At 55.6% G+C, this 15,710-nt stretch carries 11 protein-coding genes; 8 read left to right on the top strand and 3 right to left on the bottom strand.

The features are described 5' to 3' along the window. Positions 1 to 61: 61 nt before the first annotated feature. From FHS27_RS14130 to FHS27_RS14105, 6 genes are all read left to right on the top strand, one after another. The gene (locus FHS27_RS14130; protein ID WP_184305554.1) at positions 62 to 1,324 is read left to right on the top strand and encodes an NAD(P)/FAD-dependent oxidoreductase; all 1,263 of its coding nucleotides are present in this window, start codon (positions 62 to 64) and stop codon (positions 1,322 to 1,324) included. Next, positions 1,321 to 2,133 (top strand): hypothetical protein, encoded by an 813-nt coding sequence (locus tag FHS27_RS14125; protein WP_184305553.1) that lies wholly within the window; start codon positions 1,321 to 1,323, stop codon positions 2,131 to 2,133. The genes FHS27_RS14130 and FHS27_RS14125 overlap by 4 nt, the downstream gene beginning before the upstream one ends. A 241-nt stretch (positions 2,134 to 2,374) precedes the next feature. Next, positions 2,375 to 2,812, top strand: a complete 438-nt coding sequence (locus tag FHS27_RS14120) for a GntR family transcriptional regulator (RefSeq protein WP_184305552.1) — start codon at positions 2,375 to 2,377, stop codon at positions 2,810 to 2,812. Further along, entirely contained in the window at positions 2,805 to 3,812 is a 1,008-nt protein-coding gene (locus tag FHS27_RS14115; RefSeq protein ID WP_184305551.1) for an ABC transporter ATP-binding protein, read from the top strand. The genes FHS27_RS14120 and FHS27_RS14115 overlap by 8 nt, the downstream gene beginning before the upstream one ends. Further along, positions 3,809 to 5,395: a hypothetical protein gene (locus tag FHS27_RS14110; protein WP_184305550.1), complete on the top strand. Its 1,587-nt coding sequence runs from the start codon at positions 3,809 to 3,811 to the stop codon at positions 5,393 to 5,395. Before FHS27_RS14115 ends, FHS27_RS14110 begins: the two co-directional genes overlap by 4 nt. Before the next feature lie 155 nt (positions 5,396 to 5,550). Further along, on the top strand, positions 5,551 to 6,039 hold the full coding sequence (locus FHS27_RS14105) for a Dps family protein (RefSeq protein ID WP_184305549.1): 489 nt from the start codon (positions 5,551 to 5,553) through the stop codon (positions 6,037 to 6,039). A gap of 25 nt (positions 6,040 to 6,064) precedes the next feature. Here FHS27_RS14105 and FHS27_RS14100 read toward each other — a convergent pair whose 3' ends face one another. Both FHS27_RS14100 and FHS27_RS14095 read right to left on the bottom strand, forming a co-directional pair. After that, on the bottom strand, positions 6,065 to 7,393 hold the full coding sequence (locus FHS27_RS14100; protein ID WP_184305548.1) for an NAD(P)/FAD-dependent oxidoreductase: 1,329 nt from the start codon (positions 7,391 to 7,393) through the stop codon (positions 6,065 to 6,067). Between the two features lie 60 nt (positions 7,394 to 7,453). Next, a complete protein-coding gene (locus FHS27_RS14095; protein ID WP_184305547.1) occupies positions 7,454 to 8,788 on the bottom strand; it encodes an MBL fold metallo-hydrolase in 1,335 nt (444 codons plus the stop codon). 321 nt (positions 8,789 to 9,109) lie between these two features. Between FHS27_RS14095 and FHS27_RS14090 the strand changes: the two genes are divergently transcribed. Together FHS27_RS14090 and FHS27_RS14085 are read left to right on the top strand one after the other, a co-directional pair. After that, complete coding sequence (locus FHS27_RS14090; protein ID WP_184305546.1) at positions 9,110 to 9,541, top strand: hypothetical protein; 432 nt, start codon at positions 9,110 to 9,112, stop codon at positions 9,539 to 9,541. Between the two features lie 231 nt (positions 9,542 to 9,772). Then, positions 9,773 to 14,311 (top strand): dockerin type I domain-containing protein, encoded by a 4,539-nt coding sequence (locus FHS27_RS14085; protein WP_184305545.1) that lies wholly within the window; start codon positions 9,773 to 9,775, stop codon positions 14,309 to 14,311. On the opposite strand, the gene thiC is transcribed toward FHS27_RS14085, so the two are convergent. Continuing rightward, positions 14,308 to 15,633, bottom strand: a complete 1,326-nt coding sequence (thiC, locus tag FHS27_RS14080; RefSeq protein ID WP_184305544.1) for a phosphomethylpyrimidine synthase ThiC — start codon at positions 15,631 to 15,633, stop codon at positions 14,308 to 14,310. The two genes, FHS27_RS14085 and thiC, sit on opposite strands and share 4 nt — an antisense overlap. Positions 15,634 to 15,710 lie beyond the last annotated feature (77 nt).

Below are 15,710 nucleotides of genomic sequence, written 5' to 3'. Positions count from 1 at the left end.
TATCCAATCCAGCCAAATGCGACTCAAATAACGGTTCCCCAGCCCTCGCCGTAGAACGACCATGAACCCCGATCCATCTAGCCGTCCCGCCAAAACACTTCCGTCAGTTGAAAACAATCGCGAAATCGCCATTGTCGGTGGCGGCATCATCGGCATGTCGATCGCCTGGGAGCTCGCTCGCCGTGGGCAATCGGTTGTTCTGCTTGAACGTCGCAGTGCCGGGAGCGAAGACACGTCGGCCGTCGAGGACAACACGCAAACCAACCGGCCCGCATCGTGGACCGCGAGTGGAATTTTGCCACCTGCCAACTTTGAACGCGCGACCGATCCGCTCGATCGATTGCGTGGTTACAGTCACCAGTTATGGCCCCAATGGGCGCACCAACTCGGCGAGCTCACCGGGATCGATGTCGGCCTGATGCGATGCGGCGGATACTATCTCACCGAAACCGTTGGCGAGGCCGCCGCGATGGGAGGCATGACAGCGTACTGGAAAGAACTCGATATCGAGTGCGAGGCGTTGAACCGCGTTGAAGTCGGTGAGCGTTTGCCCCAGTTGTCTCAGTGGATCAAAGACAATCCTTGGATGAAGCAACGTCCCGATCTCGCCGCATGGTGGGTTCCCGACGAACATCAAATTCGCCCCTCACGCGTGCTCAAAGCACTTCACGCGGCATGTGTTCAAACCGGGGTTCGGTTTGTCTATGACACCCTGGTGACGGCCGTCGAAGAATCCGGTCAGCAGGTCACCATCGGAACCGACTCGAATTGGCAGCACCAAAACATCCTCGCCGATCGTGTGGTGTTGTGCGGTGGTGCCGCAACAGGTTACATCACGCCGACGGCCAAGCTAGAAAACGCATTGATTCCCGTCCGCGGTCAGATCCTGTTGTTGCACAGCGACCGGTTTAACGCTCCTGCGGTGCTCAACATTGGCAACCGGTACCTCGTCTTCCGCGGCGACGGGCACGTACTCGTTGGCTCGTGCGAAGAGGAGGCTGGGTTTGCCCAGCACACGACCGCGGAAGTGATCGATCACCTTCGTCAATTTGCCGGGCACGTGTGCTCGGATCTCGCCGATGCACCGGAGATTCAACGGTGGGCGGGATTGCGGCCGATGACGTTTGACGGTTTCCCGTTGATCGGACGTCAACCTGACAGCCAGCGTGTTTATGTCGCCTCGGGACACTATCGCAGCGGGATTCACTTCGCACCCGCAACGGCAACCGCGATGGCAGACTTGATCGAACAAAAAACAACTTTCATGGACATGTCGCCTTTCTCTGTCGGCAAGCAACAAGAACACCACTCCACTCAATCATGAACATGCAACCAGACGATTTCCTGCCCGCCACTCTTGATCCGCCTGGCACGATTGCGGTCATTGGAACAACACCGATCGGGATTGAAGCCGCCCTGTACGGCCGCTACTTAGGATACGATGTCACCTTGCTCGCCGGCGCGGACGTATGGGCGAAACGTGCCAGCACCAAGACGGAACGTCATCGCATCGGTCCAACGTTTCAAAACGATTGGTTTGCGCGTCATTGGCTCGACGGTAAAACGATCGACGAGCGTTGGAACGATCCGCTTCCGATGCTTCCCGACCGCAGCATGTCTTCGCTCGCAATTTCAGCGATCGCGGCCCAGCGGGAAGATGCCCCTGCTGCGTTGCCGGTAACGATGAAGGAGTGGATCGAAGACGGTTTGCAATCAGTCGTTGCGACGGATCTTTTGCGCGGGCGAGTCTATCCCGGCACGTTTGTCGACTCCGTCGCGTTGGCTCCGGTGCTCGCCGATGACGAGTCGTCCGACGAAGCGGGGGACGATCTCGATGACGATATCCCGCCGGACTTCTTGCTGTCGCTCCGCGGCAAACCGATTGGGGACGAAGGCGACGGCAACGCGGAGGCCGGACAGCTGCGATGTGAATGTGTGATTGTTGCTGATTTGCCTTCGGACTTTTGCCAGCTCGAGTTTGATCTGCTTACGGATTACTTCTTCCGAGTCCAATCGTCAGATCTTCCTGATGCTGCAGAAGAATTGCGTGCGGGCTGGAAGCAAATCGCAGGAATCTACGCGGGATTGGCTGGGCGTGCCGATCTCGATCTGTATCGTCCGCAGCGAGTTTAAAGCGTCGTTGGGGCGTAGTCTGGATGCGGCCCGGATTGAAGAAAAACACTCGTCTTGTTGACGAAACGGCTCCGTGTGCTATCGTGATAGCACACTGGTGCTTCGGGCTCAGACGATGCAGTATCGCTTGTGCGTGATCGCATCGTGCGGTCGGCTGCTTTTGCGATGGATGTATGTCTTCGCGAGATCACGGTCGTCGAGCGCCCGGTGGAGTCGAACCGTCTACGGGAATTGGCGACGCATGTTTTTTTCGATCGACCCCAACAGCGTGATTCCGATCTACGAACAGATTGTTCGGCAGGTCAAATTCGCGATCGCCGATGGGACGCTCGCGGGCGGGCAGATGTTGCCGAGCGTGCGTCAGCTTTCTCGCGACATTGCTCTGAATCCCAACACGATCGCTCGTGCGTACCGTGAATTGCAAACGCAGCAGATTCTGAAGCCGCTGCGTGGTCGAGGGATGGTCGTCCGTCGTGACGCGATTGAATCGTGTTTGGATGCCCGCAACGAAATCGTGGCGGCGAACGTCCGAGCGACGTTGTCGGATGCGTTTTCGGGCGGAATGTCGACTGTCCAGCTACGCGAAATTTTCGAGAGAGCGTTACTCGATTTGCAACCGGCGACCGGTCACGCTGACTCGTCGCCTCTTCCTTCAGGTGGAGAGAACAACGATGGCTGAGATCGATGCGGATGCAGGTATGTACCAAAGCGATGCACCGGAAAAGAGCGGTGCCCTCGGTACGGCGATCGATGTAAAAGAGGTTACGAAGCGGTTTCGCAACACGTTGGCCCTCGACCAAATTGATGTATCGGTGCCAAAGGGGAAAGTGTTCGCATTGCTCGGCGAAAATGGTGCTGGCAAGACGACGTTGATTCGTATTCTGACGGGTTATCTTCGACCCGATCGCGGTGTTGCGAGGGTGCTTGATCATGATTGTGTCGCGCAGTCGGAATTGATTCGCCGGCGGATTGGGTACGTTTCTGATTCGCCGGCGATGTATGAATGGATGTCTGCGTCGGAAATTGGATGGTTCACCAGCGCGTTTTACGATGATGCGTTTCCGCGGCGTTATTCGGAACTCATTAACGAATTTGAGGTTCCCGTCGGAACCAAGCTCTCTGCGTTGAGTAAAGGGCAACGTGCGAAAGTCGCCTTGGCACTCGCGATTGCTCACGATCCTGAACTATTGATTTTGGATGAACCGACCAGTGGGCTCGATCCGATGGTGCGCCGTCAGTTTCTCGAGTCGATGGTCGATCGCGCGGCTGCGGGGCGTACGGTTTTGTTGAGCAGTCATCAAATCAACGAGGTCGAGCGTGTTGCGGATGTCGTCGCCATTCTTCACGCCGGGAAGCTTCGATTGGTCCAGCCCTTGGACACCCTCAAGCATCACACACGGATCGTCACCGCGACACTGGATGACGCTCATGTGTATTGCAGGCCACCGCGCGGTGATGTGCTCAGTGAGACAATCAGCGGACGCCAGCGAAGATGGGTGATCAACGGTTTGCCCGATGACTGGCGAAACGATTTCGGTGAAGAAGGAGGGGTTCGTAGTGTTGATGAGGTCGTGCCGTCGTTAGAAGAAATCTTTATCGCGGTTTGTGCGAGTAAGCCTCGCAAACCGGACCACGCGGTGTCCTTCATGCGTGAACACCAACTGGAGTCAACTCGATGAATGACTCCGCGACTGACGTCAAGTCGAGCCCATTCGAATCGATCCGCCCACTACGGCATCTGTTGTGGAAAGATCTACGATTGCTGCGGTCGCTGTTGCTCGCGGCGTTGATCGGCCCGCTCGCGGTGGCCACATTGCTCTGTTTGATTCGATGGATATGGGAAGGTAGCTCAACTGATCTCGATGGTTCCTTTGCAACGCTCTTGTTTTTGCCCGGACTCGTCACGCTCGGTGCGGCACCGACCTTAGTCGGGACCGAAAACGAAGAACGTACGTTTGATTGGATGCGCCGATTACCGACGCCGTGGTGGTTCGTTGTTAGTTCAAAGATGATCGCGGGATTGCTGCTGGTCCTGGCGTCGATTGTTTGGACCGGGGTGATATTCGTTTGCTGTTCTTTCTTTCTCGATTTGGAGATGGGATCGCGGTCGAAGGACGTGAATGCGGGTTGGGTGGTCTTTGTCGGCTTTTGTCTATTGGGATATGTCAACCTCGTCGTTCTCACGTGCGGATTTCTCACCGCGTTCTTGATTCGCAACTCGCTCGCTTCGGCAATCGCAATCATTCCCTTCGCGATCGCATGGTTGGTTTGTGTAAGTTTGTACGCAAGTTGGATGAATCCAGGCAGCACCGGTCGTTTGTTCGATCCTCAGACTTCCGTAGGGGAGCAGGCAGTCTTTGCCATGGCTCCACTGTTCGCGCACCTGGTCGTTATCGGTGTGGTGCTTTGGTTGGCAAGACGACGTCTGGTGGGACCGAGCGATGAACCTTGGCGGTTCTTTTCGTGGTCGACCGATGTCCGTCCGGTGGCGTTGAAGATGGGAGTGGCGGAAAGGCCATCGGTCGTTCGTGCTCTGGTTTGGCAACACGTGCAGCAGAATCGTTGGTTGCTGCAGTTGTCGTTGCTGACGATGTGCACCGCTTTGTTGGCAATCGTGATGATGAATCGGCGTTCCGAGATGCATGGACTTATTACCTTCCCGGTTTTGATTTTGCTACAGATGACGCTCGGGGTGAGCGTTTTTCATGGTGACAACCGGATGCCGCGACGGTACTTCTTCGCTGATCGCGGCTTGTCACCTGCACTGATCTGGTGGACACGGATGCTGGTTCCGGCGAGCGTGTCGGTTGTTCTGTCGGTGGTTTGGGTGGTCGTATCGATCGTATTGGGTTTCGAAGCGGAATACTTGAGTCACTGGGGAGTCAGTTTGCTGGCGATCTATGCGTTGTGTTTTTTAGTTGGTGCGTCGACTGGACAATGGGTAAGGCGCGGCGTCATGGCGTACTTTGCGACACCGGGCGTAGCCTACTTTGCAATCGTTTTGGCAGCGTTGGCGACGGCACCGCTGCCGCATGGGCTGCAAACAATGAGTGTGATGTCCGTCGCAGTCGTGATCTCGCTGTTAGCGCTGCTCGGTTCGACGTGGCATCTCACGCTTCTGACGCTTCGTGGTAGGGAGCGATGGGGTTTGTGGTTGCCGGCATGGGGTTGGATCAGTCTGCCGATTGTCGTGATCGCAATCACCTCGGTATCTGCACGATTGCTGGAGATGACCGTCTTGCTCGGCGATAGCGGAGGTTGAGTCCGCGGGGGCGAAAGCTGCGGTCGATCTACTCGGTCTACCCTCTCAGCAGGATTGGTATGGGGTTTGCTGAGTATTTCGTTTGCCCATTGGGGCGTTCGCTTCTGCGGACGACGTTGGGTTACTAAAACAGATACTCTTTTGAAGGAAATTTCATGTCTACCGCAACACAGTCACAGTTCAAACGCGATATCCTTAATTCGGAACCTAACGAAAAAGTTACCGCGTTGTTGCAGCAGAACCTCGTCAATCTCGTCGATTTGGCGTTGTTGATGAAGCAGGCCCACTGGAACGTCGTAGGGACCAATTTCCGAAGTATCCACTTGCAGCTCGACGAAATTATCGAGACCACCCGCGACGCGAGTGACGAGATCGCCGAACGCATTGCGACGCTTGGTGTGTCGGCAGACGGCCGTTCAGAGACGGTCGCCAGCGAAAGTGAGCTCGAGGTCTATCCGGGCGGTTTTCAAGACGTTCCCAAGACGATCAAACTGGTTGCCGATGCGATCAAATCCACGATCGAAACTTTGCGAGCTTCCATCGAGAAGCTTGGCGATTTAGATCCCGTTTCCGAAGACCTGTGCATCGGAATTACTGCGCCGATGGAAAAACACCTCTGGATGTTGCAGGCTCAAGAAGTCTAACGCTCGCGTACGGCGATGCGGGGCATCAAGTGCCAGAGGTTTTTGTTTTGAGGTCCGATAGGATGCGGTCGGCGACCCTCAGTCCGCTGTTCATCGCCCCCTGGATACTCGGCGTCTCGCAGTGATCACCGGCAATGAATACGCTCGTCGGAGATAAGTTGTCGGTGTGTTTTGCGAGGATTCGCTCTTCGTCAAGAACGTTGTCCATGCTCAGCACCGGAAGCGCGTAGGGCACACGGTAGGTGCGCACTAACTGCCAAGTGCGCACTTCGTGGCCAAACCATTTTTCAAGGTGATCGCGGACGCGTTTTTCGATTTCCGCATCGTCGGTGCCGTGGGATGGCTCACTTGCTTCGTCGACACTAACCGAAATCAGTGCCTTTCCGGCGGGGGCATAGGTTCTCGCGATATCGCTTAACACAACGGCAGATTGAACAGGCGCGTCCTCGTCACCACGCAGCATTAAGAGCCGTCGTGGGTCAGGTGAATCGTTGGCCGCGAAATAGAGATTGGTTGTTCCTGACCATTTTGTTGTTAGTTCAGGCCGGTTTAACAATCGTGCTGCCGCGTCGCTCGGGGTGGCCACGACAACTCGTTCGCAATCGATCGCGCCGTCGCTCATCACGACACGGTTTCTGGGGTGGTGTCCACTTTCGGTGGCGGGCAACTCCTCAAGGCTAACAACTGATGATTGCAGGCGAAGCGTGCCACGTGGGAGTGAGTCTGCGAGTTGACGCGGGATCGCTGCCATGCCATCGGCTGGAATTGCAATTTCACCCGCTGCAAACATGCGAAACACAAATTCGAGCATCCTGCTTGATGTCGATAATGTTTCGTCCAGAAAGACACCACCGAGGAACGGGCGAAAGAACTCGTTGATGAACTTCTCGCTGAATCCGTCCTCCCGCAATCGTTGTTCCGTGGACTTTTGGGGCCGGTTGTAGACGTCTTGGAGTGTACCCTTGCTACTGGCGCGGCGCAGTGCGGCAATTCGCAACTTGTCACCCAATGTACCGACTGGATTGGATGCCGTAGCGACGGTGTTGAACGGACGTCTCCAGGGATCACTCAGCAGGCGGAACTGGCCTTCTTGACGGATCAGTGCGCCAGGTTCGAACGGGCACAGTCTTAGCGAAGAGTAGTCGAGCAGTTCACGGCATGCGGGATAACTCGTTAGGAGAACTTGGAATCCATGATCGAGAGTGAAGCCGTCAACCTGGTCGGTGCGAACCCGACCACCGACGCGGTCGGTTGCTTCAATGATTACGCAAGGCTGTCCGGCATTGGCGAGTCGTTTGGCGCAGGCGAGACCAGCGAGTCCCGCTCCGATGATGACTGTTTGGGTGGATTCCATTGGCCTGATTGCGCGATATGGTCAAGAAAAGATGAGTAGGGGACAACTGAATAGCGGAGGCTAGATCACTTTATAGCCACGTTCAGTCAATTTGGAGGTCAGGGTTCGCTTCGGCCCATAGTCACCATGAACCAACCGGATTTCGCCGACCGGCTCTTTGGTTTCTTCGACGAAACGAATCAAGTCACTCTGGTCGCCGTGAGCCGAGTAGCCGGTGAGTTGGTGCACGTCCGCTTTGATGGTGTATTTTCGGCCGTCTAGTCGTACCCAATCGCTGCCCCTGGCGATGTAATTGCCTGGGGTTCCACCGGCCTGGTATCCGGCGAACACGATATCGGTGCGGGGATCGCCTATAAATCGTTTGAGGTAATTCATCACGCGTCCACCGGTGCACATGCCACTGCCTGCGATGACGATTGCGGGCAATTCGTGTTTGTCGACGTAGTTGAGTGTTTCCTTGTGTTCGGTGTGACTGCCGACGGTGGTTAGGTTTTCGAACACCAATGGTTGATCGTCGGTTTGCAGGATCGTTTGGGCTTCCTCACCCCAGTGGTCTTGCATTTCTTTGTAGAGCGATGTGAACCGCGACGCCAACGGCGAGTCAACGATCACGTCGATTTGCTTCATCAATGTGTGGTGTTCGGTTTCCTGAACGCGTTCAAAGATTCCGTTGAGTTCATAAAGCAACGCTTGCGTTCGACCGAGTGAGAATGCGGGAATGATCGTGACCCCGCGATCCTCCAGGGTTCGGCGGATGATTTTTTCGAGTTCGGCTTGTCGATCGATCTTGGGCGGATGCAATTTGTCGCCGTAGGTGCTCTCGAGTATGAGCAGGTCGGCTTTCTCCGGACTGACGGGCGGGTTGAGTAACGGGTTCGTCCCGGCGCCGATGTCTCCGCTGAACACGACGCGTTTCCCATCGGGAAGTTCGACTTCAAAGATAGTCGAGCCGAGGACGTGTCCGGCGGGCAGCAAACGTACCTTGGGGCCACCGGGAATCTCTTGCCAAACATGGTAGGGCAGCGGCCGAAGCAGCTTTCTAATCTGATGGTTGAATTTCGCGATCAAGCGTTTCGACCGAGTGAATCCGATTTTGAGCGCGTCCTCCATCACCATCGGTAGCAGTTTGGCGGTCGGTTCGCTGCAGTAGATTGGTTGTTCGAATCCGGCGGCCAACAGATACGGTAAACGGCCGACATGATCGATATGCACGTGAGTCAACAAAAGACTCTTGATCCCTTTCAGGGAGAATTCGATCTCCGGGTTGGGATGCTTCTTGGCATCGCTACCTTGAAAGATGCCGCAATCGACCAACAAGCTGGAACGTCCGTTGTTCCACGAAAGCTGATGGCAAGAACCGGTGACACCGTCGTAAGCGCCGTGATGAGTGAGCATTGAATAGGTCTAAGAGGAGGATCGGAGATTGGGGGATGACCGCGATCGCGTCCGGGAATCCGGATGAGAAGTTTACCATGCCCGGTTGCCCGCCACAGTCGTCGTGCCGTGCACGTTACCGCAAGGGCGGTTTTCTCAGAATGACGATTTCTGCGGTAACGAATGCTCGTGTGCCTGCGGGGTTGGAGTTCGGTATGTGGTGATGCCCGAACGCGAAAATTTCCAGCACCTGGATCCTTGATGCGTGGGTGACCAAAGGTGTCCAAGGGCTGTCCGATAGTTTGGTTGTCCCGGCAACTTACTCTCTCAAGGAATGATTCAATGGCTAAGTTTTACGTTCAATCTGGTACTTTTCGTCGTGTCGTCGCAGCTGATTCGTCTCGCAAGGCGGCTTTGTGGGCTGTTCACGAAGTGATGCAGCAAATTCTGCCAACGGAGGAGGATGATTGTGATTCGAATGTAACGCCCGCTGCAGATGGCCTCGGAAATGATGAATCGGTTCAGAAGATGACGGTTTTATCGGGGGTGGTGCGGGTCAATGAAAGAGGGTTTGATCGGGATGACGCGAATGAGATGTCGACGATGGAGGTCGTTGGGGAATGGAATCAAATGGCGATGACGCTGGAGCGTTTGCAGCAAATGCTCGATGGTTCTCGTTCTAACCGTGAAACGCAACGCGAACGCATTGCGGGCGCGATTCCGGCGACAAAACGTTTTTCCGACGATCAATTCTCAGATGATTTGGCGGCCTAGCGTGGCTCAAGCGAACGGCTAACTTCCGATGTTGATGCCTTCAGACCGACGTGAGCTCGGTCTGCCGCAAAATCCTCCGGACTAGGCGAGCTGTCGTAATCCGTATGATCGGAATAATCGGAACAGAGGGTGGTCCACCCCCTGAATGATGAGGGATCGGGAAGGCCTTTGGTGAGGTGGTGATTATGCTCGGATACAGATTTATCCGCGCGTCTCCATTGTCGAATGAACATGTCCCCACGTTCAGAGCATCGTCGTCCTCGTCGTCACTCCCGTTCCGAAATCCGTCGCGATGTCGGATTGGCGTCCACCAAACGTTCGCCGCGTATAGAATCACTCGAAAGCCGAGTGGTGATGGCGGCGGGAATTGATATCGATATCACAATCGATGGCCGTGGTACGGAAAACTCACCGGGTCCCTCTGTTGCTCCTGGTACTTATGAGCAATGGGACTTTGCGGTGACCAATACAGGCGATCGACCGATCGTCGAATTGACTCTCCGTAATGACGGAGGGGCGCCGTTTCAGCCGGCCGATGATGTTGTTCCTGAACATGTTGTCGACGAAAGCGTGAGCGTCGCTGCCACGGGAGAGTTGTTAGCGACTTTTGACGATCAAAAAATTTCGAAGATGGTGGTCGACCCGATCCGGCCACGCGTCTACATGACGTCCGCGGACGAAGACGAGGTTCTCGTTCTCGATACCTCATCGTTAGAGATCATTGAGACAATTCAGATCAACTCACAGCCGCATGGATTGGGTTTGTCACCCGATGCACAGCGATTGTATGTGACGAGCTATGACGTCGGAGACAAAAACGGATCGGTCGTGGAGATCGATCTCGAAAGCGGAAATCAAAAAACGATCACAATCACCGGCCAGCCAATCGATGTTAAAGTCGGCCACCATGACAGACTGTACGTTCTGACAAACTCTCAGTTGCAAACCATTGATCGCGTGCTCGGGAATGAAGTCGCTACGCCAATCGAAACAGGGTTTGAAAACGGGGAATTGGCGATTAATCCGCAACGTGATCGGTTGTACGTCGCTCGTATCGGAACGGGCGTTGCCTCGTTGTCGCAGTATTCCATTTCGGCGCCGACGCCTGCCGTTCTATGGCAAAGCACGCCAGGGACAGCCATTGGCAGTAATGGACAGGACCTCGCGATCAGTCATGACGGAAGCTTCGTTTCTTATGCGGCAGGCAACGGTCAGGGCGGTTACCGAATTGCCAAATTCCAAACCGATACGATGCAGCCGATTGGCTTTTTCGAAACCGGCATGTTCCCTCGCGAAGTGTCGTTCAGTTCCGATGACGCGGTGGCCTATACCGTCAGTAGATCGGGAATCATTAACACCTGGGACACCACAACCTTCGCCGACTCAGGAAGCATGAGTGTCCAGGGGGAAGCGAGAGAACTGATCGTCGATACGAGTGGTCAGGATTTGATCGCCGCGTTTGACGATGAATTGCGAGTCTATTCGACCGGTCGATCCGCTCCGTTGAACATTGGCGACGTGGATGCCAATGGTGTGATGGATCCCGGGGAAACGTGGCACTTCCGAGCAGACGGTTTGGTCAAAGACGGATTGGTGCAAACGACGACGGAAGTCAGGGCCGTTGATGCGAGAGGTGAACTGGTAATTGAATCAGTCGATAGTCATTACTTCGGCCGGTTTGTCGCTGTGGAAATGTCGACACAACTCATCGGCCGAACGACGGACTCGACCGGTTTATATCAGGTCCAGCTTGATGAGGTGTTGGTTTGGCAACAATCAATCGCGAACGTGGGTGCACGTGGATTGACGAACCTTGAGTTAACCTGGGGCGACGCCGACTCGAGCGAAACGTTGGTGGACGTGATGGATTCATATGTCAGTGGAGACTCCGACGCGGATGGGATTTTTGATGCCGATGAAACGTGGGTCTTTGAACACAGCGAAGTTGCCCACGCTGGCGAGCATCGCCGGGAATGGCTGTTTGATGCCGACTCCTATGTCGATGTCAGCGAGCCGCCCACACCGAGTCTTTCCATTTCAGCGTCTTCTTCGAGCGTTTACTTTGGTGTGGAAGCAGCGGTCAGTTTGACGGTACTTCTCAATCAGCAATCTCTCTCTGATAGCGTTGCTGTTGAAATCGACGTCAACCAACCGATGGTGTGGACCTACGAGGTTCGCAGTGCGGGGAACTCGCCTTTGTCAGGGGTGATGGTCGTAGATGACGCGGGGACCGAAGATCCATCCGACGACGTTACTGCGACATTGTCGGGAGGCGACACGAATAACAACGGCGAATTGGATCTCGATGAAACGTGGGTCTTTACTTATGACGATGAGGGCGATCTCGGGTTGTTCCTCCGCGGCGCGTCGGTAACCGCAACGGATCCGGCGGGAGGAGTGGTAGCCGATACGCAGGAAGCACTTTACGTTGGAGTTGGTGCGCAAGCGAGCGTTGAGCTTCACTTGCTCGACCTAACCGGGAATCCGTTGGATGGATCGACGGAGGAAACGGCGATCCGCGCCGGCGACGAATATCAAATTCAAATGGTTATCGCGAACACGGGAACTCTACCGTTGGCGGCGCCGGAGTGGGCAGACGGCGGCGGTGGGTTTGAAAATGCGTCACCGACTCGCATCAGCCCTGACGCGAACAACGACGGAATTCTCTCTGTCGGTGAAACATGGGAATACCGTTCTCAAGTGCTGGTTGCCGGGGATGGATCGGTGCTGCATCAGATCGTTGCAACGAACCAAGCTGTTACCGGATCGGGGACACCTTTGGCGCAGCCGCCTATCACCAGCGAATCCGAAATCCACTACTTCGGCGTGAACGCGGTTGTGGAAACCGTCGTTGCGGGAAGCGGGCAGCGTGTGACGTTGGGGGATGAGAATTTGTTCCTTTCGGGCACCTCTGTACAATGGACATATGAGGTAACGAACGCTGGAAACGTGCCCGTGACGGACGTGAGTGTCCGTGTGGATGTGCCATCTGAACCGTCGTCTTCAGTGGTTTCCGTTTCATTGCCGCCGACGACCGAAACGGGGCTGAGTCCTCGCGGTTCGGTAATGGCTGAGTTTGCAGGTTTTTCGGTGCAGGAGATGGTTGCCCATCCGACGTTGCCCTACATGTTTGTGAGCGTGACGAATCAAGATCGCGTGGTTGTGATCAATACGCTCACTCTATCGATCGAGGCCTCAGTGGAGACGGGCCGTGGACCATCCGGGATGGCTTTGTCGCCGGACGGCAGCCGTTTGTATGTTGCCAATTCACAGACGCAGAATATCGGCGTGATTGATGTCGAAACCTTTGAGTCGTTGCCCGGCATCAGCATCGCTCAAATACCTCGCGATGTTGAAGTGGGTGCGGACGGGCGACTGTTCGTGCTAGGTCATTTAAATCTGATGCAACTCAGTCCGGTGACGGGTGAGGCGATCGGTGAAACGTTGCCTGTGTCGGTATCGGGTGGCGAGATCAAGATCAGTCCAGATCGCACCCGTTTGTACTACGCCGATGCCAATTCGACGCCTGCTTCGTTGTACCAAATTGATATCAGTTCCACGCCCGCCCGTGTGGTTTGGCAGAGCGAAGAGAACGTCGATTTGAGCGGCAGCAATGGACAGAGTCTTGCGTTGAGCCCTGACGGCCAGTTAATCGCCTATGCCACTGCAGTTTCCTCGAAAGTGAGGGCAGGTGAAACGCTTCCCGAAGGGATCCGCATCGTCACTCGGAATGCGTCGGACATGTCGGTTGCGGGACTCTTTGTGCTTCCGAATCCACCTGGTTCGTTCGCTCAGGAAATCACGTTTTCGCCGGACGGTCGGTTTGTCTACACGACGTCCGAGTCCGGAACCGTGTCCGTCTTTGGGGCGGCGACGTACAGTCAGACCGGGACAATCAATACCAGTGGTTTGGCGTCGGAGATGACCATCGACGCGAGCGGTCGATTCTTGTTTGCGGCGATGGGTGATCGATTGACGGTGCTTTCGACGGGACGGGCCACGGCGACGTTAAACCAAGGGGACACCAATGTAAATCACCAACTGGATCCTGGTGAGACATGGGTTTATGGAACGACCAGTGTCGTCTCCGACGGACGCCATGTCAAAAACGTCGTCGTCACCGGCACTGACACGTTTGACGGGGCAATTTCAGACACGGCGTTTCAGCGTTACGACGGTGCGCAGCGAGTCGATGTTAACCCGATGGTTGCGGGGGCGAGTCTCGGGGGAGTCACGGGACTCGCTGATTCTCTCATGCTGTCAGACGACCGTTTTGAAGTCGTCAATGGACGACTGCGACTGAAATCCGATCAGCACGTGACGATCGACGATGACGAGGCGGTCGTGTTCCTGCGCAGCGGTCCTGAAGATTCGGACATCGAAAAAATCTTCGTGCTGGATGTGTCCGCGGTGCCAGCGTGGCAGAACACGAGTTCGGTTCACGATGTTAACGATGACGGCTATGTCACAGCACTTGACGCGTTGATGATTATCAATCGTCTCGCGACCAGTTCGGACACGGAATTGGGGGTGCGGCAGAGTGATGTTAACGTCTTCTACGACACCAACGGCGACGGTCATGTCACTGCGGTCGACGCCCTTCGTGTCATCAATTCGCTCAACGTGTCGCAGGTGGCGCCGACATCGGAGCCGAGCAATCCAGATCGCGATAATGCGTGGGATTGGCAGGCAGATAAAACGCAAAGAGCGATTGCAGATTTGCAATCGCTCGATGTGTATTTCGCGTTATCGTCGCAGGGGAAAGATTAAGGCGTCGGCAGTTCGACGAGTTGTTTGTCTTTCGCCATTTGCCGGATGTCCTCGGTGATCTTCATCGAGCAGTATTTAGGCCCACACATACTGCAGAAATGAGCGCTCTTGAACGTGTCCTGAGGCAGGGTCTCGTCGTGATATCGCTGGGCGGTTTCGGGATCGAGTGCCAAGCGGAATTGTTCTTTCCAGTCGAACGCGAATCGTGCTCGTGAAAGAGCGTCATCGCGGTCTTGAGCACCGACGCGTTTGCGCGCGACGTCGGCGGTGTGTGCGGCAATCTTGTAGGCGATGCAGCCTTGCTTGACGTCTTCTTCGTTAGGCAACCCGAGGTGTTCCTTCGGAGTGACGTAGCACAGCATCGCGGCACCGTGCATGCCCGCGTTGGCGGCACCGATGCAACTGGTGATGTGGTCGTACCCGGGCGCGATGTCGGTCACGAGAGGGCCGAGCACGTAGAACGGGGCACCGTCGCAAACTTCGATTTGTCGTTCGATGTTCATTTGGATTTGGTCCAAAGGAATGTGGCCTGGCCCTTCGACCATAACCTGTGTTCCTTTTTCCCAACCGCGACGTGTGCAATCGCCGAGGACATCGAGTTCCGCAAACTGTGCCGCGTCCGAGGCATCCGCGATACTGCCGGGTCGCAGGCCGTCGCCGAGTGACCACGTCACGTCGTACTCACGCATGATGTCGCAGAGGTCATCGAACGCTTCGAGGAGTGGGTTCTGTTTGTTGTGCGCCATCATCCATTTGGCGATCAGCGATCCACCGCGGCTGACGATGCCGGTGACGCGGTTGACGGTCAGGTGCAAGTGTTCCAGTTTGACACCGACGTGAATCGTCATGTAGTCGACGCCCTGTTTGGCCTGATGCTCGACCATGTCGAGGAAGTGCTGGGCCGTCATGTCTTCGATGTTTCCACCGAGTTCTTCGAGCATTTGATAGATCGGCACGGTTCCGATCGGCACGGGGCTCTTGTCGATGATTTGACGACGGATGTTGTCGATGTCTTTACCGGTCGACAAATCCATCACGGTGTCGGCACCGAAGTGAACAGCGGTGTGCAGTTTGTCGAGTTCTTCCCCGACGTTGCTGGTGACGGCACTGTTGCCGATATTGGCGTTGATCTTGCACTTTGCTGCAATGCCGATCGCCATCGGTTCGAGTGCACCGGCGGCATGGACCTTGTTAGCAGGGATGACCATCCGGCCGGCCGCGACTTCGTCACGGATCAATTCCGGCGTGAGCGACTCACGCTGGGCAACGAATTCCATTTCAGGAGTGATTTCACCCGCACGGGCGGCCAGGATTTGGGTCATGGTTGTCGAACTCAGGTTCAAGGAAACGAACGAAACGTACGTCTTTATACGGCAGTAGGTCGGGATCGAGTAGTCCG

The organism is Aporhodopirellula rubra, assembly GCF_014192335.1.
GTDB lineage: Bacteria > Planctomycetota > Planctomycetia > Pirellulales > Pirellulaceae > Rhodopirellula > Rhodopirellula rubra.
The sequence above is the reverse complement of the archived record's forward strand: the minus strand, read 5'-3'. Positions and strand labels throughout refer to the sequence as shown.

Coding starts and splice junctions, on each gene's coding strand:
- FHS27_RS14130 (WP_184305554.1), top strand. CDS start 62: ATGAACCCCGATCCATCTAGCCGTCCCGCCAAAACACTTCCGTCAGTT.
- FHS27_RS14125 (WP_184305553.1), top strand. CDS start 1,321: ATGAACATGCAACCAGACGATTTCCTGCCCGCCACTCTTGATCCGCCT.
- FHS27_RS14120 (WP_184305552.1), top strand. CDS start 2,375: ATGTTTTTTTCGATCGACCCCAACAGCGTGATTCCGATCTACGAACAG.
- FHS27_RS14115 (WP_184305551.1), top strand. CDS start 2,805: ATGGCTGAGATCGATGCGGATGCAGGTATGTACCAAAGCGATGCACCG.
- FHS27_RS14110 (WP_184305550.1), top strand. CDS start 3,809: ATGAATGACTCCGCGACTGACGTCAAGTCGAGCCCATTCGAATCGATC.
- FHS27_RS14105 (WP_184305549.1), top strand. CDS start 5,551: ATGTCTACCGCAACACAGTCACAGTTCAAACGCGATATCCTTAATTCG.
- FHS27_RS14100 (WP_184305548.1), bottom strand. CDS start 7,393: ATGGAATCCACCCAAACAGTCATCATCGGAGCGGGACTCGCTGGTCTC.
- FHS27_RS14095 (WP_184305547.1), bottom strand. CDS start 8,788: ATGCTCACTCATCACGGCGCTTACGACGGTGTCACCGGTTCTTGCCAT.
- FHS27_RS14090 (WP_184305546.1), top strand. CDS start 9,110: ATGGCTAAGTTTTACGTTCAATCTGGTACTTTTCGTCGTGTCGTCGCA.
- FHS27_RS14085 (WP_184305545.1), top strand. CDS start 9,773: ATGTCCCCACGTTCAGAGCATCGTCGTCCTCGTCGTCACTCCCGTTCC.
- thiC (WP_184305544.1), bottom strand. CDS start 15,633: ATGACCCAAATCCTGGCCGCCCGTGCGGGTGAAATCACTCCTGAAATG.